Annotated in this window: 17 protein-coding genes; 5 read left to right on the plus strand and 12 right to left on the minus strand. The window is 65.3% G+C overall.

All coding sequences use genetic code 11. The features are described 5' to 3' along the window. Nucleotides 1-7 precede the first annotated feature (7 nt). A complete protein-coding gene (locus tag N825_RS03570) occupies nucleotides 8-979 on the plus strand; it encodes an ABC transporter permease (protein WP_037447739.1) in 972 nt (323 codons plus the stop codon). Between the two features lie 133 nt (nucleotides 980-1,112). Here the strand turns inward: N825_RS03570 and N825_RS03575 are convergent, their stop codons facing one another. The 3 genes from N825_RS03575 to alr form a co-directional block, all read right to left on the minus strand. Then, the gene (locus N825_RS03575; protein ID WP_037447066.1) at nucleotides 1,113-1,859 is read right to left on the minus strand and encodes a class I SAM-dependent methyltransferase; all 747 of its coding nucleotides are present in this window, start codon (nucleotides 1,857-1,859) and stop codon (nucleotides 1,113-1,115) included. A 123-nt stretch (nucleotides 1,860-1,982) separates the two neighbouring features. Further along, entirely contained in the window at nucleotides 1,983-3,281 is a 1,299-nt protein-coding gene (locus tag N825_RS03580; RefSeq protein WP_051511489.1) for a D-amino acid dehydrogenase, read from the minus strand. Nucleotides 3,282-3,317: 36 nt separating this feature from the next. Then, nucleotides 3,318-4,430, minus strand: a complete 1,113-nt coding sequence (gene alr / locus N825_RS03585; protein ID WP_037447068.1) for an alanine racemase — start codon at nucleotides 4,428-4,430, stop codon at nucleotides 3,318-3,320. 234 nt (nucleotides 4,431-4,664) lie between these two features. Here alr and N825_RS03590 point away from each other — a divergent pair, with 234 nt between their 5' ends. After that, nucleotides 4,665-6,233: a sigma 54-interacting transcriptional regulator gene (locus tag N825_RS03590; protein ID WP_037447070.1), complete on the plus strand. Its 1,569-nt coding sequence runs from the start codon at nucleotides 4,665-4,667 to the stop codon at nucleotides 6,231-6,233. Between the two features lie 44 nt (nucleotides 6,234-6,277). Here N825_RS03590 and N825_RS38670 read toward each other — a convergent pair whose 3' ends face one another. Beyond that, complete coding sequence (locus N825_RS38670; RefSeq protein ID WP_157618954.1) at nucleotides 6,278-6,592, minus strand: hypothetical protein; 315 nt, start codon at nucleotides 6,590-6,592, stop codon at nucleotides 6,278-6,280. Nucleotides 6,593-6,682: 90 nt separating this feature from the next. Further along, nucleotides 6,683-8,419, minus strand: coding sequence for an AIPR family protein (locus N825_RS37700; RefSeq protein ID WP_157618955.1), 1,737 nt, complete (start codon nucleotides 8,417-8,419; stop codon nucleotides 6,683-6,685). Between the two features lie 990 nt (nucleotides 8,420-9,409). On the opposite strand from N825_RS37700, the gene N825_RS03600 reads away from it, so the two are divergent. Beyond that, on the plus strand, nucleotides 9,410-10,117 hold the full coding sequence (locus N825_RS03600; protein WP_037447072.1) for a terminase small subunit: 708 nt from the start codon (nucleotides 9,410-9,412) through the stop codon (nucleotides 10,115-10,117). A gap of 60 nt (nucleotides 10,118-10,177) precedes the next feature. Here the strand turns inward: N825_RS03600 and N825_RS03605 are convergent, their stop codons facing one another. The 3 genes from N825_RS03605 to N825_RS03615 all read right to left on the minus strand — a co-directional run bounded on the left by N825_RS03605 (nucleotide 10,178) and on the right by N825_RS03615 (nucleotide 15,124). After that, the gene (locus N825_RS03605) at nucleotides 10,178-11,671 is read right to left on the minus strand and encodes a cryptochrome/photolyase family protein (protein WP_037447075.1); all 1,494 of its coding nucleotides are present in this window, start codon (nucleotides 11,669-11,671) and stop codon (nucleotides 10,178-10,180) included. Nucleotides 11,672-11,779: 108 nt separating this feature from the next. Further along, entirely contained in the window at nucleotides 11,780-12,517 is a 738-nt protein-coding gene (pdeM, locus tag N825_RS03610) for a ligase-associated DNA damage response endonuclease PdeM (protein ID WP_245613000.1), read from the minus strand. A 105-nt stretch (nucleotides 12,518-12,622) separates the two neighbouring features. Continuing rightward, complete coding sequence (locus N825_RS03615; RefSeq protein WP_084164275.1) at nucleotides 12,623-15,124, minus strand: ligase-associated DNA damage response DEXH box helicase; 2,502 nt, start codon at nucleotides 15,122-15,124, stop codon at nucleotides 12,623-12,625. 86 nt (nucleotides 15,125-15,210) lie between these two features. On the opposite strand from N825_RS03615, the gene N825_RS03620 reads away from it, so the two are divergent. After that, nucleotides 15,211-15,978, plus strand: coding sequence for a 5'-methylthioadenosine/adenosylhomocysteine nucleosidase (locus tag N825_RS03620; protein WP_037447077.1), 768 nt, complete (start codon nucleotides 15,211-15,213; stop codon nucleotides 15,976-15,978). On the opposite strand, the gene N825_RS03625 is transcribed toward N825_RS03620, so the two are convergent. The 4 genes from N825_RS03625 to N825_RS03640 form a co-directional block, all read right to left on the minus strand. Next, nucleotides 15,975-18,002 (minus strand): CHASE2 domain-containing protein, encoded by a 2,028-nt coding sequence (locus N825_RS03625; RefSeq protein ID WP_037447079.1) that lies wholly within the window; start codon nucleotides 18,000-18,002, stop codon nucleotides 15,975-15,977. The genes N825_RS03620 and N825_RS03625 overlap by 4 nt on opposite strands. A gap of 3 nt (nucleotides 18,003-18,005) precedes the next feature. Further along, complete coding sequence (locus tag N825_RS03630; protein WP_198038168.1) at nucleotides 18,006-18,641, minus strand: FecR family protein; 636 nt, start codon at nucleotides 18,639-18,641, stop codon at nucleotides 18,006-18,008. Between the two features lie 96 nt (nucleotides 18,642-18,737). Further along, nucleotides 18,738-21,224, minus strand: coding sequence for a PAS domain S-box protein (locus N825_RS36155; RefSeq protein ID WP_051511492.1), 2,487 nt, complete (start codon nucleotides 21,222-21,224; stop codon nucleotides 18,738-18,740). Nucleotides 21,225-21,360: 136 nt separating this feature from the next. Beyond that, entirely contained in the window at nucleotides 21,361-21,777 is a 417-nt protein-coding gene (locus tag N825_RS03640; protein WP_157618957.1) for a patatin-like phospholipase domain-containing protein, read from the minus strand. A 177-nt stretch (nucleotides 21,778-21,954) separates the two neighbouring features. On the opposite strand from N825_RS03640, the gene N825_RS03645 reads away from it, so the two are divergent. Beyond that, on the plus strand, nucleotides 21,955-22,923 hold the full coding sequence (locus N825_RS03645; RefSeq protein ID WP_051511493.1) for a GlxA family transcriptional regulator: 969 nt from the start codon (nucleotides 21,955-21,957) through the stop codon (nucleotides 22,921-22,923). Nucleotides 22,924-22,937: the final 14 nt, after the last annotated feature.

Consider the following 22,937-nt stretch of genomic DNA (forward strand, 5'->3'; position numbering starts at 1 on the left):
GAAGACCATGGCTGACCTCGCCATCGCCGCCAAGCCCCGCCGCGGACTCCGCTTCGGCTTCCTGCTGAACCTGACACTGCTGGGGCTGCTTCTGCTGATGTGGGCGGTGCTGAGCGCCACCACCGAAAGCTTCATGACGGCCAACAACATCGTCAACCTGCTGCGCCAAGCGTCGCTATGGGCGATCATCGCGATCGGCCAGACCTTCGTCATCATCACCGGCGGCATCGATTTGTCGGTCGGCGCCGTGGTCGGCTTGTCGAGCACGGTGGTGGCGCTGCTGCTCAAGGCCGACGTGCCGATCTGGGCGGCGGTGTTCCTGACGCTGTGCCTGGGCCCCGTGATCGGCGGCTTCCACGCCTTCGGCATCCTCAAGCTGGGCCTGCCGCCCTTCATCATGACGCTGGCGACGCTGACCGCCTTCCGCGGCATCGGCCTGCTGATGACCAACGGCGCCACCATCAGCGGCTTCCCGCCCGACTTCACCGGCTTCTCCCGGCTGTCGCTGCTGGGCATCCCGTCGCTGTTCTGGATCGTCATCCTGGTGGCGATCCCCAGCTACGTGCTGCTGCACCACAGCCGCTGGGGCCGCTACATCTACGCGGTCGGCAGCAACGCCGAGGCGGCCCGCCTCAGCGGTGTCCACATCGCCCGCACCATCTACCTAGCCTACATCCTGTCCGCCACGCTGGCCTGTCTGGCCGGCGTGCTGACCGCCAGCCGCATCGCGATCGGCGTCGCCACCACGGGCGAGGGCTGGGAGCTACAGTCGATCGCCTCGTCGGTGATCGGCGGCACCAGCCTGTTCGGCGCGGTCGGCAGCATCACCGGGCCGCTGCTTGGCTCGATGCTGCTGACGACCATCAACAACGGCGCCAACCTGCTGAACGTCAACCCGTTCTGGCAGCGGATCATCACCGGCTTCCTGATCATCGCGATCGTCTTCTTCGACCAGCTCCGACGCCGGAAGAAACGCTGAGCCCAAGGAAAACCGTTTACAATCGTAGGTCGGGTAGAGCGTAGCGGCACCCGACAAGCAGGCGAGTTGGTGTCGGGTGCCGCTACGCTCTACCCGACCTACGGCTCCTACTCCGCCAGCATCATTCGCATATCTAATCCGAGTAGCCGATCCGCATCAGCACCGGCCAGCGGATCGGCCGGACCTCCTCCGCGTCATGCCAGTCGGCGGCGACCGCGTCGGCGAAGGCGGGCAGGGGGTTCAACCCCTGTTTCTCCGCCAGCTTGACGGCCGACCAGCTGGCGACATAGCCGAGATAGCGGTGGCGGTTCCAGTCGGCGGTCAGGTCGTGACGGGGAGCCTCGACCTCGCGGAACGGGAAGTCGACGCCCTTGTAGGCGTTGTCGACGATCAGCCGTTCCGGCGGCCAGAAGCGGCCGATGCCCTCGTGGTAGAATGCGTCCATGAGGACGTCCAGCGCCGGGTTCACCCGCGGTGGCGCGTAGCCGACCAGCGCCGTCAGCCCGCCGGGCTTCAGCACGCGGGCGACCTCGACCCAATAGGCCGGCAGGTCGAACCAATGCGCCGCCTGCGCCGCCACGACCAGATCGCAACTCCCGTCGGGCAGCCCGCTTTTTTCTGCCGGCGCCACCCGATACGTCACATGCGGGTGGGGCTTGGCTTGCCCGACCTGTTCGGCGCTGGCGTCGGTCGCCTCGACCCGGTCGAACACGTCGCCCAGCACCGTACTCAATTGCCCCGATCCACAACCGCATTCCAGCGCCAACGCCGTCGAGGGCGCCAGTTCGGCCAGCGCGCGCGCGAGGGCCGGTGGGTAGCTAGGGCGGCTATCGGCGTAAAGCGCCGCGTGTCCCGAGAAATGATCCTTGAAGCCGGCCATGGTCTTCCCTTCCGCATATCGGTTCATGCATACACGTCCGCGTGGTATAGCGGGTTCGCGGCACGTACGCATGCGGGATAATGTCTATCCCGGGCAACCTATACCGAAGGCGTGATCACCGCGTCAGGCGTGCGCCCCCTTCGCCGTCACGGCACCGCCGCCCGCCGCCGAGCCATAACGCTCGATCGTCATGCCCTCCAGGTCGATATCGGCCACGCGCCCCGACACCATGTCGGCCAGCACCCGGCCGGAGCCCGCCGCCATGGTCCAGCCCAGCGTGCCGTGGCCGGTGTTCAGGTACAGGTTCGGCAGGGAGGTGGCGCCGATGATCGGCGGCCCGTCCGGAGTCATCGGCCGCAGCCCCGTCCAGTACTCGGCGCGGGAAACGTCGCCGCCGCGCGGGAACAAATCGGTCACCACATGGTCCAGCGGTCCCCGCCGCGCCGGCCGCAGCGACAAGTCGTAGCCCGCCAGTTCCGCCGTCCCGCCAACGCGGATGCGGTCGCCCAGCCGGGTCACGGCCACCTTGTAGGTCTCATCCATCACCGTCGATTCCGGGGCGCCCGACGCGTCGGTGATCGGCACGGTCAGCGAATAGCCCTTGATCGGATAGACGGGGATGCGGATGCCCAGCGGCTTCAGCAGCAGCGGCGAGTAGCTGCCCAGAGCCACCACATAGCGGTCGGCCGTCAGCTCCCCGGCATCGGTGACGACACCGGTGATCCGCCGCCCGTCGCTGGCGATCCGTTCGATCTTGACGCCCTGGCGGAACACGACGCCGAGATCCTTGGCCAGCACCGCCAGCGCCTGGGTGAACTTGAAGCAGTCGCCGGTCTCGTCGCCGGTCAGCCGCAGCCCGCCGACGAACTTCTCTCGGACATGCCCCAAGGCGGGTTCCGCCGCCACGCAGCCGTCACGGTCCAGCACCTCGAACGGCACGCCGAACCGCTTCAGGATCGCGATGTCGGCGCCAGTGCCGTCCATCTGCTCCTGCTTGCGGAACAGTTGGAGCGTGCCCTGGCTGCGCTCGTCATACTGGATGCCAGCCTCGGTCCGCAGGTCGCGCAGCGTGTCGCGGCTGTACTCCGCGATGCGGACCATCCGCGCCTTGTTGATCTCGTACCGCTCCGCCGTGCAGTTCCGCAGCAGCGCCAGCCCCCACATCCACTGCGCGGGATCCATCTGCGGCCAGATCACCAGTGGCCTGTTCTTCATGAACAGCCACTTGATCGCCTTGAACGGCAGCCCAGGTCCCGCCCACGGCGACGAATATCCCGGCGAGACCTCGCCGGCGTTGCCATAGCTGGTCTCCAGCCCAGCAGCGGGCTGACGGTCGATGACCGTGACCTCATGGCCGGCCTTCGCGAGGAAATAGGCCGAGGTGACTCCGATGACGCCGCTGCCGAGAACCAGTACCTTCACGGGATCATCTCCTAACTAGGGTTTTCGCAAGCGGCGTCAGCCGCCGATGTAATGCCGGTGATAGCGCCCGCCGAGGCTGGTCAGGATCTCGTAGCCGATCGTCCCGGCCGCCTCGGCCACGACATCGACCGGGTTGTGCTCGCCGATCAGGTCGACCAGCGCGCCGGGCTCCAGCGGCCGGTCGCCCAGATCCGTCACGTCCAGCGTGATCGTGTCCATCGACACCACGCCCGCGATCGGCAGCTTGGTGCCGCCCCGCCACGCCGCCCCGCGATTGCCCAGGCTGCGAATGAGTCCGTCGGCGTATCCGGCGGAGACGGTGGCGATCCGGCAGCGGCCCGGCGCCACCCAGCTGGCGCCATAACCGACCCGCGTCCCGCCCTCGACCTCGCGCACCTGGATCACCCGCGCCTGGAGCCGCACGACCGGCCTCATCGGGTTCGCGGCACCCACGACCGGCACCACGCCATAAAGCGCCGCCCCCGGCCGAACCAGATCGAAGTGATATTCCCGCCCCAGAAAGATCCCGGACGAATTGGCGAAGCAGCCCGGCACGCCGGGAAACAGCTCCCGAGCGATCTCGAACCGCTCCAACTGCTCGGCGTTCATCGGATGATCTTGCCGCTCCGCGCAGGCCAGATGGCTCATCACGAAGCGGATATCGACGCCGTACAGGCGGCTCCGGTCGCCCGCCAGCATCGCCATCTCGCGCGGCGACAGGCCCAGCCGCGACATGCCGGTATCGACCTGAACCACGGCGGCCAGCGTCCGGTTGAGCGAGCGGGCGAGGCTGGTCCAGGCGTCGATCTGCTCCAGACTGTTGAGCACCGGCGTGATCCCATGCGCCACGCAGTCGGAATCGACACCGGGATTGACGCCATGGAGCACGAACAGCTCGGCGTCCGCGGGAATATGGGGCCGAAGCGTGATCGCCTCGTCCAGATGGGCGACGAAGAAGTGCCGGCAGCCCTCCGCCACCAGAGCCGGCGCCACCCTGGAGGCACCCAGCCCATAGGCGTCGGCCTTGACCACCCCTGCGCATGCGGCGCCACCACCCAGCCGCTCGCGCAGCAGGCGGTAGTTCGCGCGAACCGCGTCGAGGTCGATCGTCAGCAGCGCGCCAGCGCTGACTTCACGGATGTCCAGCATGCCGTCCTTCTCCGTATTCCATGGTGTTGTTGATCAGCAATCCGCATGCCAAGCGTCGAAACGCGCGCGCTTGCTGCCGCGCGCCCAAGCCTGTGGCAAAATCTCCGTACACGATCGTTTACACGTGTGCCACCTTCCACCCTCGCCACCGTGAAATCACCAGCCACAACAAGCCCCTGGCGCATTCGTACACGAATCGTTACGCTGTAAGCGAAACAATACGGAACCTGCGGCTTGCGCATCGACATCACCTTCACCGACCGCGTCGGCATCGCCCATGAAGTGCTCGCCGTGCTCGCCACCCGCCGGCTGAACGTCGTCGCGGTGGAGGTCGATCCGCCGCACATCTTCATCGACGCGCCCCAGCTTGCCAGCGCGGCCCTGGCCGGCCTGCGCGCCGCCCTGCTGGAGGTCGGCGGGGTAGGGGACGTCACGGCGGTGGACATGCTGCCCGGCACGCGCCGCCGGCTCCACCTCGCCGCCGTGCTGGCCGCCATGCCCGACCCGGTCTTGGCGGTCGATGCCGGCGGCCTCGTGATCCTCAGCAACGCCGCCGCCGACGACATCGTGGGCGGGACCGCGTTGGTCGGCAAGCGGCTGGCCGAGCTGATCGACGACGAGGGGTTCCCGCGCGAGATGATCGCCGCCGGCTTCCAGGTCCCGGCCCGCGAGGTCATGCTGCGCGGCCAGCCGTTCCAATTGGACGTGCGGCCGATCGCCGACTCCCCCACGGCAGAGCCCTCCCAAGTGGCGGGCGGCGTCCTGACGCTCCACGCCCCCAGCCGCTTGGGCGAGCGCCTGCAAGCGCTGCGGAACTTCGACGAGGGCGGCTTCGACGCCATCATCGGCGACTCGCCCGCCATGCGCGCCCTCAAGGCGCGAGCCGCCCGCCTAGCCCCCGTTGACGCCGCCTTGCTGATCATGGGCGAGACGGGCACCGGCAAGGAGCTGATCGCCCACGCCTGCCACCGCGCCAGCGGCAGAATGGGCAAGACCTTCCTCGCCCTCAACTGCGCGGCGCTGCCCGAGAACCTGGCCGAGAGCGAACTGTTCGGCTACGCCCCCGGCTCGTTCACGGGAGCCCAGCGTGGCGGCAAGCCCGGCCTGCTGGAACTGGCGGATCAGGGCACCGTGTTCCTGGACGAGGTCGGCGAGATGTCGCCCTATCTCCAAGCGAAGCTGCTGCGCTTCCTCAACGACGGCAGTTTCCGCCGTGTCGGCGGCGAGCAGGAGATGCGGGTCAACGTCCGCATCATCAGCGCCACCCACCGCAAGCTCGACCGGATGGTCGCCGAGGGCGCCTTCCGCGAGGACCTATTCTACCGCCTCAACGTGCTGGCCTTGCAAGTCCCGGCGCTGCGGGAGCGCGACGACGACATCCTGCTGCTGGCCCGCCACTTCATCCTCCGCGCCTGCGCCCAGGCGCAACGCCGGCCCTGCCGCCTGACCGCGGCCGCCGCCGGCGCCCTGCTGACCAACCCGTGGCGCGGCAACGTCCGGCAGTTGGAAAGCGTGATCTTCCGCGCCGTGACGATGATCGACGGCCCCTGGCTGGACGCCCCCGACCTGGAGATCGCCACCTCCAGCGTCGCCGTGGAACCCAACCCGGACGCCACCGGCGATGGCCTGGGCGACGGCATCGCCGACTCCTGGGACGCCGCCGTCGCCGACTTCGAACGCGGCCTGCTCAACCGCCTCTTCCCCCGCTTCCCCTCCAGCCGCAAACTAGCCGGCCGCCTCAAGACCTCCCACACCATGGTCGCCAACAAGCTCCGGAAATATGGCATCAAATCAACCACTTGAGTGACATAACCGTAGCCTTAGGTCGGGTGCCGCTTCGCTCTACCCTACCTACTGACTTTGAATTGTGGGATGAGGCAAGATACCTTTCCGCCAAATAGCTCGATATATTCACCAGCGGTGGCAAGCCTTGTGATCTGCGAACGAGTCAAAATCTTGTCTTGATGTTGATGATCACCATCCCCGATAACGTTCGCTGGAATACTGACGTTAAGGTAAACGATCTCATCATGGTAGGTCTTCCGGCTCAGTTGGTTGAGCGGACCGCGAAGGTGGCCGTGACCGATGCCCGCGACGCCGAGCGCATTGGGATGCTTGCCATGGCTGAACGAGCCTGCGTTGGCGAATGCTTCAGCTGTCATCACACGAAAACACTTGGTGAATATCGGGACGCTTGATCCGCCATCTGGTCGCACCGTAACAAGCTCCACCAAAGTGGATCGGCTGATGCATTATATTTGATGCAATCTCGACTCCGTATCAATCGACATGATTAATGTAGAGTAAAGACTCTTAAAGCCACGTTTTAACAAATTCGATAAATATTGCTTTATTTTGGCGTCGTCACCGCCCGTATTTGATCTAGCTTCGTTTGCAAATTGATTGAGAGCGCGAGCATAAGTGCGAATAAACCCAGTCTCATTCTGATCTAACAAGTCTTGAGCACCTTGAACAAAGCATCGCATCCTTTCAAATTCTTTCGACGGATCATCGGATCTAGCACTGATATCAATCCGAAGGTGTGCGCAAAGAGAAAGAATGGCTAAGAAAATCCTATATTTGGGCTTTCTATCATGAAAAACACGCAGGAAGGGATTCATGTATTCTTCCTGTCCAAAAAGGTCCTCGCATCGCTCGACAGCTCTTCTTGTAGCAGTAACAGTCTTGAACAAGGTCTGCATCAGCAATTTCTGATCGGCTAAATTATCGGCAAACCCACATATCAAGTCAGACCGAAGTTTGGTATAAAGCTGATCTCCAACGTTATTGGGACTGTTGCTCATGATTCCAATGTATAGATAACGGATTTCTTCATACCGGATTTTACCATCATAAAAACCGCCGAGTAGAGCTATAGCTGTTGTAGCTTGTGCATCTTCAAGATCTACTCCAGCGCCACTGGCATACATACGGACAAGCTGCGGTCTAAGAAATTTCGCTAAGTCCAGCTCAATTTTGTCGACAGTGTTTTGGTAGTTTGCTGATTTGGCAACATCCCATGCGTCACTGCTTTCAATAATTTTAACTTGAACAACGCACTCACCTATCGAATCCTTTGCCTCAACTAAAGACATTGTTGTCTGGCAACCATTAACAATGGACGCCTCCTTCAATATCAACTCCCTATCATTCTGTGGTTTTACTTCACCTGCTTTAAAAGTAATACCATTATTCCGTTCTAGAAATTTTGTAGGTTGGTTCTTGATGGTTTCCGAAATATCTTCATTTACCGTCGGTTGATCAGGTGCAACTTTTCCGCTTGTTCTTCCAAGATAATCTCGGATATTCTCGAAGAAGAGTGCATCCCCGTGTTTCTTGTATATGTCTATCAACTCCTGTGCCGGCAGATATCCGAGCCAAACAGAGCCACACTGGATCCACTGATTTGTGGAGGATAAGCAGATTTGGCTCGGCAGGCTGAACGTCTTGCCGTAAGCCGTTTGTAATATCTGATGAATTCGAGGCCCATCGATGATAAAAATTCTCCCAGATTTAACAAGTTTATCATAAAATTTCCGAGAAGACATCGAGCATTGCAGATAACGACGCATAATACCGTCAATTCTTGCGGAGACTATTATTACGAATGTTGAGTGTGGCTTCTTTTGATCTCCTGCAAACAGTTGACCCTGAGATGGTGGCTTTGATAAATTAATTTCATAGGCTTCGAATTTACTAATTATTGTATCTATTTCTTCTTTTGTGGTGATGCTGAGTTTGGATTGAGCGCATAAGCGGCGTCCATCATCCAAAAGGTCACTTTCCACATCAATACCGCCATCATGGGATTTTTTTGGAGACACCCTCACCTCCCCAAACTCTCGAAGTTCGTCAACGAAAGGGATCAAATTGGCAGCGAACTTCGCGAAACGAGAACCTTTTTCCACATTACTCAGTTTTGAAAAATACTCACATATATGAGCGTCGAAATCGTCGAACGATGATAAAAATGAAGGATATGCTTTCACGATGCACCTATCATGTCAAAAAATCTCAAACTACCCTAGCATCTAAGTTGACACCAGAAATAGGGGTGCGCTCTTTAGCCGCGAGTTGGGCTCGAAGTAAGCTAATAATGTATTTTGATGCATCCGACGGTAAAGGAGAGCGCTTTGATGTTGTCGAAAGCAGGGCTCATCCGTCGAAGAGAAACTAATATAACCTGCTTAAAAAGGAATAAATCGAAGATTTAGATGATGCCCGATATGATTGTAGCAGGTACGCTATGAGTATTGATCAATACATATTTCAATGTTTCAGAGGCAAATATTTGGTGTTGGTGATCGGATTCCTGATAGGTGCTCTTAGCCCATTTTTTACAGGACCTTCATGTCGATTTCTGAGGCCTGAAAGAGCGATAGTGTCGATGATTTCGTTTTGGAACTCCGCACATTCGGGGCGCCATTGACCAAGTGCGGCCAGGCCGCTGTGCTTGTGGCCTTTACGGAAAATACAGGGTCAAAGTTCAAGCAGGTAAGTGACGGTATCTCGGCGATCCTTCGTGCATATCTGATCAGCAGAGGCAGTTTAGACAAGTGCAGAGCATGAAGCACCTTGCACCCGGCCTCATTTATCATTGTACCTCCGAAGCCAACCGACACACTGCAGACGCATCAGCTCACACTCAACAAGCTCTTGGTGATTTAAGGCGCTTTGACACCGCTGATTACCTTTCTGGTAAAAGCGGTAACAACCTTTAATATTATTTCTCTTCTTCTGATCTCGCTGCACTGGATTGAATCTCGCGTATCTCCTGCACCTTCGGCTACCATGGCATCTTCGTTGGAGCCTAGTCCTTGATGGATTCCAATATGTTGTTCATGATCATACATTTTTACGACCAAAAGTTGAGAGGATGCTAGATGATTCCAGATTGTCCGTCCTTCTTGCAGCTTGTCAGAATCATCAAATTAGGATAATAATCCACGAATATTCCTATCCCACGGAAGGCTCCCGTCATGATGACCCCGCCCGCCCTCAAAGCCACCACCCCCAAAGCCACCGCCCCCGCCAGACCCAAGCTGACCTCCCGGCAGGAGGAGTTCTGCGAGGCGATGTCCCATGGTGTGGGTGGAGCGGAGGTGGCCAGGAGGGCGGGGTACTCGGCCGGCGGGGGCAAGCAGCGCGGCGCGTTCCTGATGCGCCAGCCGGAAATCCGCGTCCGGATCGATGAGATCCGCGCGGAGCGGCGCGCCAAGCATCAAGCCCATCTGGACGAGGCCGACGAACAGATCGGATGGGTGATCGCGGACGCCTTCGAGAGCAAGCGCCCGGCGCTGGCACTCCGCGCGATCGAGTTCCGCCTGAAGCTGCGCGGCGTCATCCAGGACAAGCGGATCGCCTATCACCATCACGGCGCCCTGGACAGCAAACCCCACCCGGATGCCGACCTGGAAGACCTCGCCGGCGATCCGGAAGAGGAACTGGATCCCATCCGCTTCCGTCCCGGATTCACCGACGAGGCCGCCGTGGAGGATGACCTCACACCGCCCATGACGGCCTCCCGGACAGTGACCAATGATGACCTTTTCGACGAAAACGAGGAGGTCGAGACGAACGAGCCGATGCCATCCGGGTATCCCTCCCTCGCGGAACTGGACCGGCAACTCGCCATCCAACCCCGCGCCGTCGCTCGCCACTCCATCAGACGACTGGAAGCCGTCTGATCCCACCCCGCGCGAACTCTCCCCCAACACCCTACAAGCCCACCAAGCCCGCCAAGCCCATCAGGCTGCCGGTGCCGTGTCCCGCGCCGCCGCCCGCATCTCCCGGAAAGCCGCCAGCGCGCGGTCGCGGGCGGTGCCATGATCGACGATCGGGTTCGGATAGGTCGTGCCCAACTCCACGCCAGCCTTCGCCAGCACGTCCGTCGGCGCGTTCCAGGGCTCGTGGATGTACCGGTTCGGCAACTCCGCCAATTCCGGCACGAACTGGCGCACATAGTCACCCTCCGGGTCGAACTTGCGGCCCTGGAGCACGGGATTGAACACGCGGAAGAACGGGGCGGGGTCGGCGCCGCAGCCGGCGATCCATTGCCAGTTCGCGGTGTTGTTGGCCGGGCAGGCATCGACCAGCGTGTCCCAGAACCACTCCTCGCCGATCTGCCACCGCGCCAGCAAGTCCTTGACCAGGAACGAGCCGGTGATCATCCGCACCCTGTTGTGCATCCAGCCCGTTTGCCACAACTGCCGCATTCCCGCGTCCACGATCGGATACCCGGTTTTGCCGCGCCGCCACGCCTCCACCCCGGCATCGTCGTCGCGCCAGCGCAGCTTGTTGAACCGCTTGTCCATCGGCTCGGTCCCCAGGTCGGGATTTGTCACCAGAAGTCCATGGGTGAACTCGCGCCAGCCGATCTCGCGGAGGAAGGCCTCGATCGCCGGCTCCAACCCGTCATCCGCCCGCATCCGCGCCGCGTGCCAGACTTGGCGCGGCGAAATCTCACCCCAGCGCAGCCGGGGCGACAGGCGCGACGTGCCGTCCCGGCCGGGGCGGTCGCGGCCGGTCCGATAATCGCGCACGATCTCGTCCAAAAAATCCGTCAGCCTCTCGCCCGCCGCCGCCTCGCCGGGAACCCAGTCCTCGCGCAGCCCGCCCGCCCAATCCGGGGTTACCGGCAGCAATCCCCAATCCTCCAGCCTGTCGGAGGCGACGCCACCCGCCGGTGCCCGCAATCCAGCCGGAGCCGGCAGCGGCCGGGCCGGATCATGACCGGTGGACAGAGTCTTCCAGAACGGCGTGAAGACCTTGAACGGCGTCCCGGCCTTGGAGCGGATGGCCTCCGGCTCGACCAGCAGCGCGCCGTTGAAGCTCTCGACCGCGATCCCCTTGGCGGTCAAAGCCTCGCGGACCTTGTCGTCGCGCGCGGCGGCTCCCGGATCGTGATCGTGGTTCCACATCACCGCCTCGGCGCCCAACGCCTCGGCCATTTCCGCCAGAATGGCGACGGCATCGCCGCGCCGCAGCACCAGCGGCGAGCCCAAGCCGCGCAGCGTCTCGGCCAGCCGTTCAAGGCTATGGTGAAGCCACCAGCGCCCGGCACCGCCCGGCGGACGCGGGCCATCCTCCGGATCGGCGTCCAGGATGAAGACCGGAACAACCGGTCCGCCGCGTTCGACGGCGTGGTGAAGGGCAGGGTTGTCGGCCACCCGCAGGTCGCGGCGAAACCAGACGATGGCCGGGGAGTCGACCGGGCGGATGGTGGTGGACGGAGAGGTCATGGGGAACTTCGAAAGCCGGTGGGAATGGGGCGGGGCGTCAAACGGCCCGCCCGCCCCACCGATCTATGCCAGCCACGTCCCGGATCAATCCAGGAGTCAATCCACCGATCAACCGACCACACCGGAAGCCGCCGGCATCCGGAAGGCCCGTTCCAGATCCGGCTCCAGCCGCGCGCTGGGGAACTCGAACAGCTTCTCGCGGCCCATGATGTGGACCTGGAACCGGCGGCCGAGCAGGGGAGCCAGCACCCGGTCCAGCACGTTCAGCCCTCCTGTATAGGCGCCGAAAGACGGCATGATCAGCCGCTTGCCATCGCTGGCGAAGCACCGCGCCCGCACCCGCCGGCCACGGGCGCGCACCGCCGCGACCGGGTGGTAATGGCCGGACACCTCGCCACCACCGCCACCACCGGCTCCGGCCGTCGCCTCGTGGCGGAAGCACAGCGCGCCCAGCGTCACGGCATCGGCGATCCGGCCACCCAGATGGGCCGGCGGCTCCGGGTCGTGGTTGCCGGTCACCCAGATCCAGTCCCGCGCCGCCGTCAGCCGGGCGATCCGCTCGGCGTCGGGGCGGGACAACCGGTCGGCGGCGCGGCGGTCGTGGAAGCTGTCGCCCAGGCAGATCACCGTCTCGGGCTGGTGGCGCTCGATCACGCCCTCCAGCCGCGCCAGAGTCGCTCCGGTATCGTAGGGCGGCAGCAACTGGCCGCGCTGCGCGAAGGCCGATCCCTTCTCCAGATGCAGGTCGGCGACCACCAGCAGCCGGCGGTCCGGCCACAGCAGCGCGCCCGACAGGTCGGCCAGCAGATCGACGCCGTTGAGGGTCAGGTTTGGGGACGAATGCACGTACGATCCGATTCGTTCATGTTAGGTTCCGACATACATCTCCCGTATCCCGCAGGCGCCGTCAAGGACAACGCGTCGGTGCGGCGATCCCGAATGACACCGCCGTCACAGCGGCAGCGCACCCTGACCACCGCCTCGCCCGCCGCCCCGCTGGCCATCCGCCTCCTTCAATTCCGGCATCGCCTCGTCGATCAGCTCCTGCGCCGCCTCGTCCAGCAGATCGTCCAGGGCGGAGCCGAAGACCTGTTCGCGCCCGACCTCCAGCAGCACCGGCACCGCCAGCGGCGAGACCCGCGGCAACGGTTTGTGCGTGATGCGGCCCTTGACGCGGGCCAGCATGTCGGACAGCCGCCGCACGTCGGTCAGCCCTCCGGCGGCGTCCGCCCGCGTCGCCCGCAGCAGCACATGGTTCGGCTCGTACTTCCGAAGCACGTCATAGATCAGGTCCGAGCTGAAGGTCACCTGACGCCCGGTCTTCTCCTGGCCGGGATGGCGCCGCTCGATCAGGCACGAGATCACCGCGACGTTGCGGAAGGTCCGGCGCAGCATGCTCGACTCGTCCATCCAGGCCTCCAGATCGTCGCCCAGCATGTCCTGGTCGAACAGCGAGTCGACATCCTTGACCGGCTTCAGGCTCCACACCGACAGGACGTAGTCGGTCGCGACGAAGCCCAGTGGCTTCAACCCCGCGCGCTCCATCCGGCGCGTCAGCAGCATCCCCAGCGTCTGGTGCGCGTTCCGCCCCTCGAAGCAATAGGCCACCATGAAGTGCTGCTTGCCGCGCGGGAAGGTCTCGACCAGCAAGCCGTCGCGCGTCGGCAGCAGCGAGCGCAGCCGTTGCAGGCGCAGCCATTCCTGGACGGCGGGCGGCAGGTCGGTCCAGACGGTTGGGTCGGACAGCATGGCGCGGACCTGATCGGCCAAGTGGCTGGACAGCGGCATCTTGCTGCCGGCATAGGCCGGTATCTTGGGATCGCCCTGGCCGCCCTTGGCGCAGTTGACCGTGGTCTCCTGGATGCCCAGGAACTTCAGCAGCTGCCCGGCGAACAGGAAGGTGTCGCCCGGCAACAGCGACTGGACGAAGGATTCCTCGATCTCGCCCAGCACCGCCCCGCGTCCCAGCCTGACCTTCAGCGTCACCGCCGCGACGATGGTGCCGACGTTCATGCGGTATTGGCGCGACACCACCGGGCTCGCCGGGCGGTACAGCCCATCCTCGTCGCTCAGCGTCAGCCGCTTGAACCGGTCATAGCTTCCCAGCGCGTAGCCGCCGGTCGCGACGAAATCCAGCACGTCGTCGAAATCCTGGCGGCTCAACCCGGCATAGGGCGCCGCCGAGGTGACCTCGCCATACAGCTCGTCGGCGGCGAACGCCCCGGCGCAGCCCATCCCCAGGATATGCTGGGCCAGCACGTCCAGTCCGCCGGGCCGCGTCGGGTCGCCGTCCAACGTGCGGGACTCGATCGACTGGACGGCGGCCCTGCATTCCAGCACCTCAAACCGGTTGGCCGGCACCAGCACGGCACGGCTCGCCTCGTCCAGCCGGTGGTTGGCCCGGCCGATCCGCTGGAGCAGGCGGCTGACCCCCTTGGGCGCTCCCACCTGCACCACCAGATCGACGGCGGCCCAGTCGATCCCCAGGTCCAGCGACGAGGTGGCGACGACGGCGCGCAACGACCCCTTGGACATCGCGGCCTCGACCTTGCGCCGCTGCTCCGCCGACAGGCTGCCGTGGTGCAGCGCTATCGCCAGCCCATCCTCGTTGAGCCGCCAGAGTTCCTGAAAGACGATCTCGGCCTGCGCCCGCGTGTTGACGAAGACCAGCGTGGTCCCCGCCGCCCGGATCCGGTCGTAGACCTCACCCAGGGAGTGGACCGCCATCCGTCCCGACCAGGGCAGCCGCTCGCGCGTCGTCAGGATGTCCACCTGGGCGCGGGCTCCCGTCCGGCCCAGCACGGTGCGGACATCGCCGCCATCGGCCCGTCCGGTCTTGGACAGGTACGCCCTCAGGTCGGCGGGATGGGCCACGGTCGCCGACAGCCCGACGCGCCGGCAGAGGGGCGCCAGCCGCGCCAGCCGGGCGAGGCCCAGCGCCAACAGGTCACCGCGCTTGGTCCCGGCCAGCGCGTGCAACTCGTCGATCACGACGCAGCGCAGCCCTTTGAAGATCTTCTCGGCGTCGGTGTAGGACAGCATCAGCGCCAGGCTCTCCGGCGTCGTCATCAGCACCTGCGGCGGCTTGGAGCGCTGGCGCTGACGCTTGGCGGCCGAGGTGTCGCCTGTCCTGGTCTCGGTCCGGATCGGCAGGCGCAGTTCGGCCACCGGGCTTTCCAGGTTGCGCTGGATGTCGACCGCCAAAGCCTTGAGGGGCGAGATGTACAGGGTGTGCATGCCCTCGCGCGGCCGTTCCGACAGGTCGATCAGGCTGGGCAGGAAGCCGGACAGCGTCTTGCCGCCGCCGGTCGGCGCTATCAGCAGGGCGTTGTCGCCGTCGCGCGCCGCCTTGAGCATCTCGATCTGGTGCGCGTGCGGCGCCCAGCCGCGGCTGGAGAACCAGCCGAGGAAGTTGGGCGGCAGCAGGGTATCGGGCGGGGAGAGGTCATCCATGGTAGTGACATATAAAAGGCGGTATGAGTGATGACCAGCCGCCTTCGCCCAGAAGCCCGTCCAGGAACCCCTCCCAGGAACCTTTCATGACCGTCAAACCCCTTGGCCTGATCTGCGCCATCCCCGACGAGATCGCCCATTTCGGCTCCAGTTTCACCGAAACCGCCACTCGGACTCTGGCCGGCCTGACCTTCCGCGAGGGCACCCTGGAGGGCCGTCCAACCGTGATGGTCGAAAGCGGCATCGGCAAGGTCAACGCGGCCGTGGTCTCGACCCTGCTGGCCGAGATCTTCGACTGCCACGCGCTGCTGTTCTCCGGTGTCGCCGGCGGGCTCGACCCCGCCCTTGGCATCGGCGACGTGGTGATCGCGACGCGGCTGGTCCAGCACGATTACGGCGCGCTGGTCGAGGGCCGCATCCGCACCTACCAGCCGGGCATCCCGCCACTGCCCGGATTCGATGACACCCACGGCTACGCTCTCGCTCCCGAGCTGGAGGCCAAGGTGCGCGCCACCCTGAACGGCATCGCCCTACCGGCCTTCGACGCCAAGGCGACCGGAGCGGCGCCACGCGTCCCGGCGCTGCATTTCGGCACGATCCTGACCGGCGACACCTTCCTCAACTGCGAGGAGACGCGCGAACGCCTCCACCGCGACTTCGGCCAGGCGCTGGCGATCGAGATGGAGGGGGCGGCCGTGGCTCAGGTCGCCGAGCGCTACGGCATCCCCTGTCTGGTCGTCCGCTCGCTCAGTGACTTGGCCGGCGCCGACAGCCACATGGACTTCGCCAGCTTCTGCGGCGCCGCGGCGGAGGGTGCGGCCGTGCTGATCCGCCGGCTGGTCGCGGTGGTCTAGAAGGTGGTCGTCGCGCCGGGAGCCGGCCAGCCCCATACCCCGATCGGCCGCTCGCGCCCCCGCAGCCGCTGGAGCGGCAATTCGACGAAACCGTCTACCAAGTCCTGCCCGCCGGCCGACCGCGCCGCCTCGACGACCGCGTCGGACGCGGCGATCATGACGCCCAAATCGCGGGTGATCGCCTGCAACCGGCTCGCCACGTTGACCGCGTCGCCGGTCACGGTGAAGGTGAATTGCCGGGCGCCGCCCGTGTCTCCGATCAGCACGGGGCCAAGGTGAAGCCCCATCGCCACCCTCAGCACCGGCAGTCCGGCCGCAGCCAGCTCGACGCCCCAAGCCGCCATGGCGTCCGCCAGATGCCGCGCGGCGGCCAACGCGTCGGCGGGATCGCGCGGCGACGGCTCGCCCATGCCGAACAGGGCCATGGCGCCGTCGCCCAGGAACTTGTCGACCACGCCGCCCTGGTCGAACACGGCGGTCTCGACCAGTCGATAGAACCCGCGCAGCAGGTCCATCGCCTCGTGCGGCGCCAGCCGCTCGCTGATGCCGGTGAAACCGACCAGATCCATGAACAGGATCGTCACCGGCTGGGCACGGTCCTCCATGCCAGGCAGGTTGGTGTTCATCAGCCGCTGGGCGATCATGGGCGAGAAGTAGCGCGACAGGTTCCGCCGCTGCCGCTCCGCCAACTCCCGCGCCCTGTCCCCCGCCAACGTCCGACGCGCCGCGAACAGGCCGAAGCCCAGCAATGCCGCCAGCACCGGCGAGGTCACCGTCAGCCACAGGTTGGCCGTGGCGAACAGCGTGGCGGCGGCGGCCAGCCACGCCGCGATCAGCGCCAGCGTCGCCAGCCCGGCCAGCACCGGCGTCAGCAGCGAGCCAAGCGCCGCGGCGCCGAGGCCTCCAGCCAGTATGGCCGCGACATCGGCCGTCAGCAGCTCGGGACGATCGACCGGGACGCGTCCGGTCAGCAGGTTGTCGATGACGGTGCCCAAGTGCTCGGCGCCGGGCAGGACTCGGCTGAACGGCGTGTTGAAGCTGTCGCCGACACCGCGAGCCGACGACCCGATCATCACGATCCGGTCGCGGAACGCGCCCGCCGGAACGCGCCCGCCCAGCAGGTCGCCCAGCGAGTGACGCTCGATCGTGCCGGGCGGACCATAGTGGTTCACCGCGATCCGCATCCGCCGGTCGGTCGCGATCCGGTCGAGCCCGAGCGCCACGCCGGATCCGACATCCAGCGTCACCGCGTCGGCGTCGAGCCCTCGATACAGCCGGACCGCCTCGACCGTCAGGCTGGGATACCAGCCGTCGCCGAAGTGGATCGCGGTCTGCTCCCGCCTCAGGGCGCCGCCAGCCTCGATCCGCACCGTGACGTGTCCCAGGGCAGCCGCCTCGGCCAGCACCGGCACCGGCGCCACGGCGGTGGTTGGCCGGTCGCCGCCGCTGCCGGCCGAGACGGCGGGTTCCCGCACGATCCGATACGCCGACCGTGCCAGCTCCGCCGGGGCTTGGCTCATATCGCCGCCATCGAAGCCGAACGCGAAGCCCAGCACAGCGGCGTTCGCCGAACGCAACGCCGCCGCCAGTTCGGCATCGGGATCGGACGTCGCCAGCAAACGGTCGATCCGACGATCCAAACCATCCGACGAAACCGCGCGCGCCTCCGTCAGCACACCCACGACATCGGCGGGCAGATCGGCCTCCCTCTCGGGGAACAGCAGGTCGACCGCCACCACCCGTGCTCCATCCGCCGCGACCCGCCGCACCGCGTCGGCGATCAGCCGGCGCGACAGCGGCCAGCGGCCGTGCTCCGCCAGCGTCTTGTCGTCGATCATCAGCAAGGTCACGGCGCCCGACGGTTTCAGCGGGCCCCGAAGCTGATAGCGGAGCGTCAGGCTCTGGCTCTCAAGCTCGCCCAACACCGCCGGTTCCGCATCGGCCAGCCGAAGCCCGGCGAGGATCAGCGGCGCCGCCAGCGCCGCCAGGATCAAGCGCCACCCTCCGCCGTTCCGCTTCGCCATGGCCTAGCGGAAAGCCGGGCCGATGAGCCGAAGCGTCCTCTCCACCCGGGCGCTTCCCCAGGTCACCGGCGGCGTCGGATCGCGCCCGGGCGCCACGTCGCTCCCCTGAAGCCGCGTCAAGTCCACGCTGGCTCCGGTGGCGCGGCTCCGGACCTCGACAACTCCCTCCAGCCCCAGAACCGCCGTCCCGGCCGGCGTCACCTCCGCCGTCCACTCGGTCGACCGGGCGGAGGCGACTGTCGTGTCGGTCTGGACCGCGAACTCCCCCAGTCCCGCTTTCTGGACCACGGCGCGGACGATGCCGGCCAGCAGCGAGAAGATCGCGGAGGAGCGGGCGCCCGTCGCGTCCACCTTGTACGCCGCCACGACGACCCTGCTCTCCGGCCCGGCGCTCAAGGTGCTGCCATCGCCGAACTGGACCGTCAGCCGCGCGGCGGTGCCCGATTCGATCACGTCGTCGGTGAAGACCGCGCTTCCGACCAGGAGCGACGACCGGATCCGGTCGCGCACGATCGATCCGTCACCCTCCAGGCGGATCACGCGGCCGACCGGCGTCCGATCGACCGTCGTCCCGGCGGCCAAGGCCGGTCCCGCCAAGGCGCAGGCCAGCATCAGAACGATCGGAAGTCTCACCATCATGCCCATCACAGCCCTCTCCGCGGCGGGTTGTCCCTCTTCCGCCGGGATCCCGGGATTGAGGCATGGATGATCCTACCGCAATCTCTCCTTGGTCGGTTAGTCGTCGGAGAGGGAGCCGAACGTGATGATCCGGTTGGCCGGCAGCCGGACGGTCACGCTGGTGCCGCGCCCCTCGGCGCTGGTGATCAGCAAGGCGCCGCCATGACGCTCCACCAGCGCCTTGGAGATGAACAGACCCATGCCGCTGCCCTGGTAGCGCCGGGACATCACGTTCTCGACCCGGCTGAACGGCTTGCCCAAGTCGCCGAGCCGATGCTCCGGGACGCCGATTCCGGTATCCGAGATCGTGATCTCCAGATGTTCTTTCGTCGGATCGAGCGCGACGGTCACGCCGATGCGGCCACCGTCGGGGGTGAACTTGGCGGCGTTGCCCAGCAGGTTGATCAGCACCTGCTTCAACGCCCGTCGGTCGGCTTGGATGATGGGAACGGGGTCGGGCAGGGCGATTGTCACCACCTGCGTCGCCTCCCCCGGCGTCAGCCGTGTCAGCCGCAATCCTTCCTCGACGATGTCGCCGAGCGCCACCGGCTCCTCGTGGAACTCGATCTGACGCGCCTCGATCCGCGCCATGTTCAGCAGGTCGCTGATCAGGTCCAGCAGATGCCGGCCGCTGCGGTGGATGTCGCTGGCGTAGTCGCGGTAGCGCTCGCTCAAGGGCCCCAGGATGCCCTCCTTCAGGACCTCGCTGAACCCCATGATGGCGTTGAGCGGGGTGCGAAGCTCGTGGCTCATGCTGGCGAGGAATTCCGACTTGGCGCGGCTGGCCGCTTCCGCCGCGTCCTTGGCGGCGCGCAGGGTCTCGGCCGCCTTCTTCTCCTCGGTCACGTCGCGGCTGACGCCGAAGACGTGGGAAACCTCGCCGGCGGCGTTGAGGCTGCACTGCCACTGGGCCCACAGGTGACGTTCCTCGCCATCGCGCCGCTCGATGCGGAACTCCATGGTGGACCGCGATTTTTCCGCGATCGTCCGCGACATCCGGTCCATCACGTCCGACCGGTCATCGGGATGGACGAAGTCGAATACGCTGCCGATTTCCGGCACATAGCTGTCGCGGTCGACGCCGAAGATGCGGTAGATCTCGTCCGACCACTCGACGCGCCGTTGTTCCAGATGCCACAGCCAGTCGCCCGTCCGGGCGAAGCTCTGCGCTTTCGAGAGTTGCCGCTCGCGGGTCCGCAGCGCGTCGGCGGCGTCGACCTTGTCGGTCACGTCCAGGATGCTGCCGGCGATCCTGACCGGGGCGCCCGCGTCGTCGCGGACGGCTTGGGCACGCGATTGCATCCATCGGAGCGCGCCGTCCGGCCGGATGACGCGGAACGTCACGTCGTAAGGCGTCGCGTGGGCCAAGTGCGACAGGTAGGCACGCTCGACCTGGGGCAGATCATCCGGATGGATCAGGCTCTCCAGCGTCTGGCCAAGAATGCCCTTGCCGGTTTCCGACACATGGGCGGCGTCGGGGTCGAGCCCGAGCATCTCCTTGTGGAGGGGGGACCAGTAGACGCTGCCAGTCTTGAGGTCGACGTCCCAAATGCCCACCTGGGCGCCGCGCACGGCGACGGCGTAGCGTTCCTCGCTGATCCTCAGGGCGTCGTCGGTGCGGCGGCGCATGATCGCGATGGCGGCCAGCTTCGCCAAGCGGTCAGCCATCCGCAACTCGGCGTCGTCGGGTTCGAGCACGCGATCATAGTAGATCGCGAAGGTACCGAGGACGACACCATCGCCCACTATCGGAAACGACCAGCAGGCGCGCAATCCATGGTTGAGGGCGCCGGTATGGTAGCGGCCATTGCGAACCCAGAGCGGATCGTTCGCGATATCGGCCACCACCACCGGTTCACCCCGGAAGGCGGCGGTCCCGCAGGATCCGGCGCAGGGGCCGATGGCGGTACCGTCCACCAAAGCGTTATAGTCGTCGGGCAAGCTCGGCGCCGCGACGACATGGAGACGTTTGGTCGCCGGGTCCAGCGACAGGATCGAACACCGGCTTCGCGCCGCCACGTCTTCCGACAACAGGCAGATCCCACTCAAGACCGATTCGAGGGGATCACCGCCTATGATGGCTTCCAGGATCGCCTGCTCGCGGCGGGCGGAAAGATCGGCCAGCTTGCGGGCCGTGATGTCGCTCATGGAGCCGTAGCTGCCGATCACCCGCCCGTCCGCGTCGCGGTCGAGCGACACGTTGACGTCCAGCCACAGCACGGCGCCATCGGCGGTCCGGTAGGGCACCTCGCGCCTGTAGCCGCACACTTGTCCCGACATGAATTCGCCGAACCGGGCTACCGCGACCGCCCGTTCCTCCCCAAACACGAATTCGGCGAACGAGTGACCGATGCAGTCCCGCGCGGGATGGCCGGTCAGGCGTGTCCATGCCGGATTAAGATAGGTCCAGCAACCATCCGCATCGGTCGCGAACACCACTTCGGGCACGCTCTCGATGATCCTGGTATGTAGCGATCCGACCGCGCCGTCAGCGGTTGGCGGCCGCGACACGATGGGGAGGCGGGGTTTCGCGGACGGCTCCATCAAACCAATCGAGGAAGTAATCAGGCTGGCAGGCGATCATGCGACACCAATAGTTAAAGGACTCCTTTCTCGACCCGTGCCACGGCAATTCGGTTCGTGTACCTTCGAGATCGGGCGATAACCCCGCCGTTCCCCGTCAGGCCCCGCGAACGCCACCTTCCCGGACCACCGCGTCCGGCACCATCTTGACGACCTCACCGGTCGGGCGCGAGGCGGTCAGATCCGACGACGGCGCCGACGCCGGAGCGGTGATCGGGTTGTTCAGCAGCATCGGCACGGCGGGGTAGGTGTCCGGCGCGTCGATCGCCTCCTGGATCATCGCGGTCATGCGGCCCAGCGCCTCCTCGGTCAAGGACAGGCCGTAGAGCACGGTGCCGGCGACCAGCGCGAAGCCGGAGATCAGGACGATCAGCATGCGATGGTCGAGCAGGCCGGCGATCAGCCCGAAATTGACCAGCCGGCTGAGCCCGCCGCCGGTGCTGAATTCCAAAGCCGCGCCAGTCGCGAGGCCGATACCGCCAGCGATGGATAACACGAGCCCAGTGGTCTTCATTTCCATTCCATTCCAAGAAGATGCATTTAAAATATTATATTAAAATGTCTTTTATCTAGCTGGCGCGCGGTGGAGGTGGCGGCTCGATACTCCGCTCTACACCCTTGGATGTGGGCTGGCAGGAAACGTGGGTTCTTTGTCATTGCCGCCAAACCCGTCGGATCGGATAGTGCCGGAATGAGCAAGATCGATCGCCCCCTGATGGCCGTGCTGGCCTACCCCGATGTACAGATCCTCGACGTGACGGGACCGCTGCAGGTTTTCTGCCACGCTGGATATCCGGTCGAGATCATCGGCTTGGAGCGGGGGCCGATCCGGACATCCTCCGGCATGAGGATCATCGCGGAACGCGGGATCGGCGAGGTTTCCGACGGCATCGACACGCTGCTGGTCGCCGGCGGGGTCGGGGTCGACCGTCCAGCGGCGGATCCGCATGTCCACCAATGGCTGCACGCGATGCGGCCCCGGGCGCGTCGGCTGGGTTCGGTATGCTCGGGCGCCTTCGTCCTGGCCGCGGCGGGACTGCTGGATGGCCGTAGGGCTGTCACCCACTGGGCCCGGTGTGACGAGTTCCGAGCCGCCTTTCCCAAGGTCCTGCTCGAACCCGACGCGCTGCACATCCGCGACGGCGGCATCCACACCTCGGCGGGAGTCACCGCCGGCATGGACTTGGCGCTGGCGATGGTCGAGGAGGACCAGGGACACCGGGCGGCGCTCGACATCGCGCGTCAGCTCGTGCTGTTCCTCAAGCGTCCGGGTGGGCAGTCGCAGTTCAGCAGCCATGTCATGGCGGAGGCCGACGCGTCATCCCCCATACGCTCAGCGCGGGACTGGATCGTCGGCAATCCCGGCGCCGATCTGCGCGTCGAGGAACTGGCGGCCCGCGCCGCCATGAGCCCGCGCAACTTCGCCCGTGTCTTCCAGCGTGAGACCGGCGACACGCCCCAGAAGTTCGTCGAGAAGGTCCGTCTCGACGCCGCCCGCGCCCGGCTGGAACGGACCCGCGAACCGGTCGAGCGGATCGCGCTCGCGACAGGATTCGGGACCGCCGAGACGATGCGCCGGACTTTCCTCCGCCGGCTGGGTGTCACCCCACAGGACTACCGCAACCATTTCCGCGCCGAAATGCCGGTGCCGGCGCTCTGAGGCTCCCCCTTTCA

Source organism: Skermanella stibiiresistens SB22 (assembly GCF_000576635.1).
Classification (GTDB): Bacteria; Pseudomonadota; Alphaproteobacteria; order Azospirillales; family Azospirillaceae; genus Skermanella; species Skermanella stibiiresistens.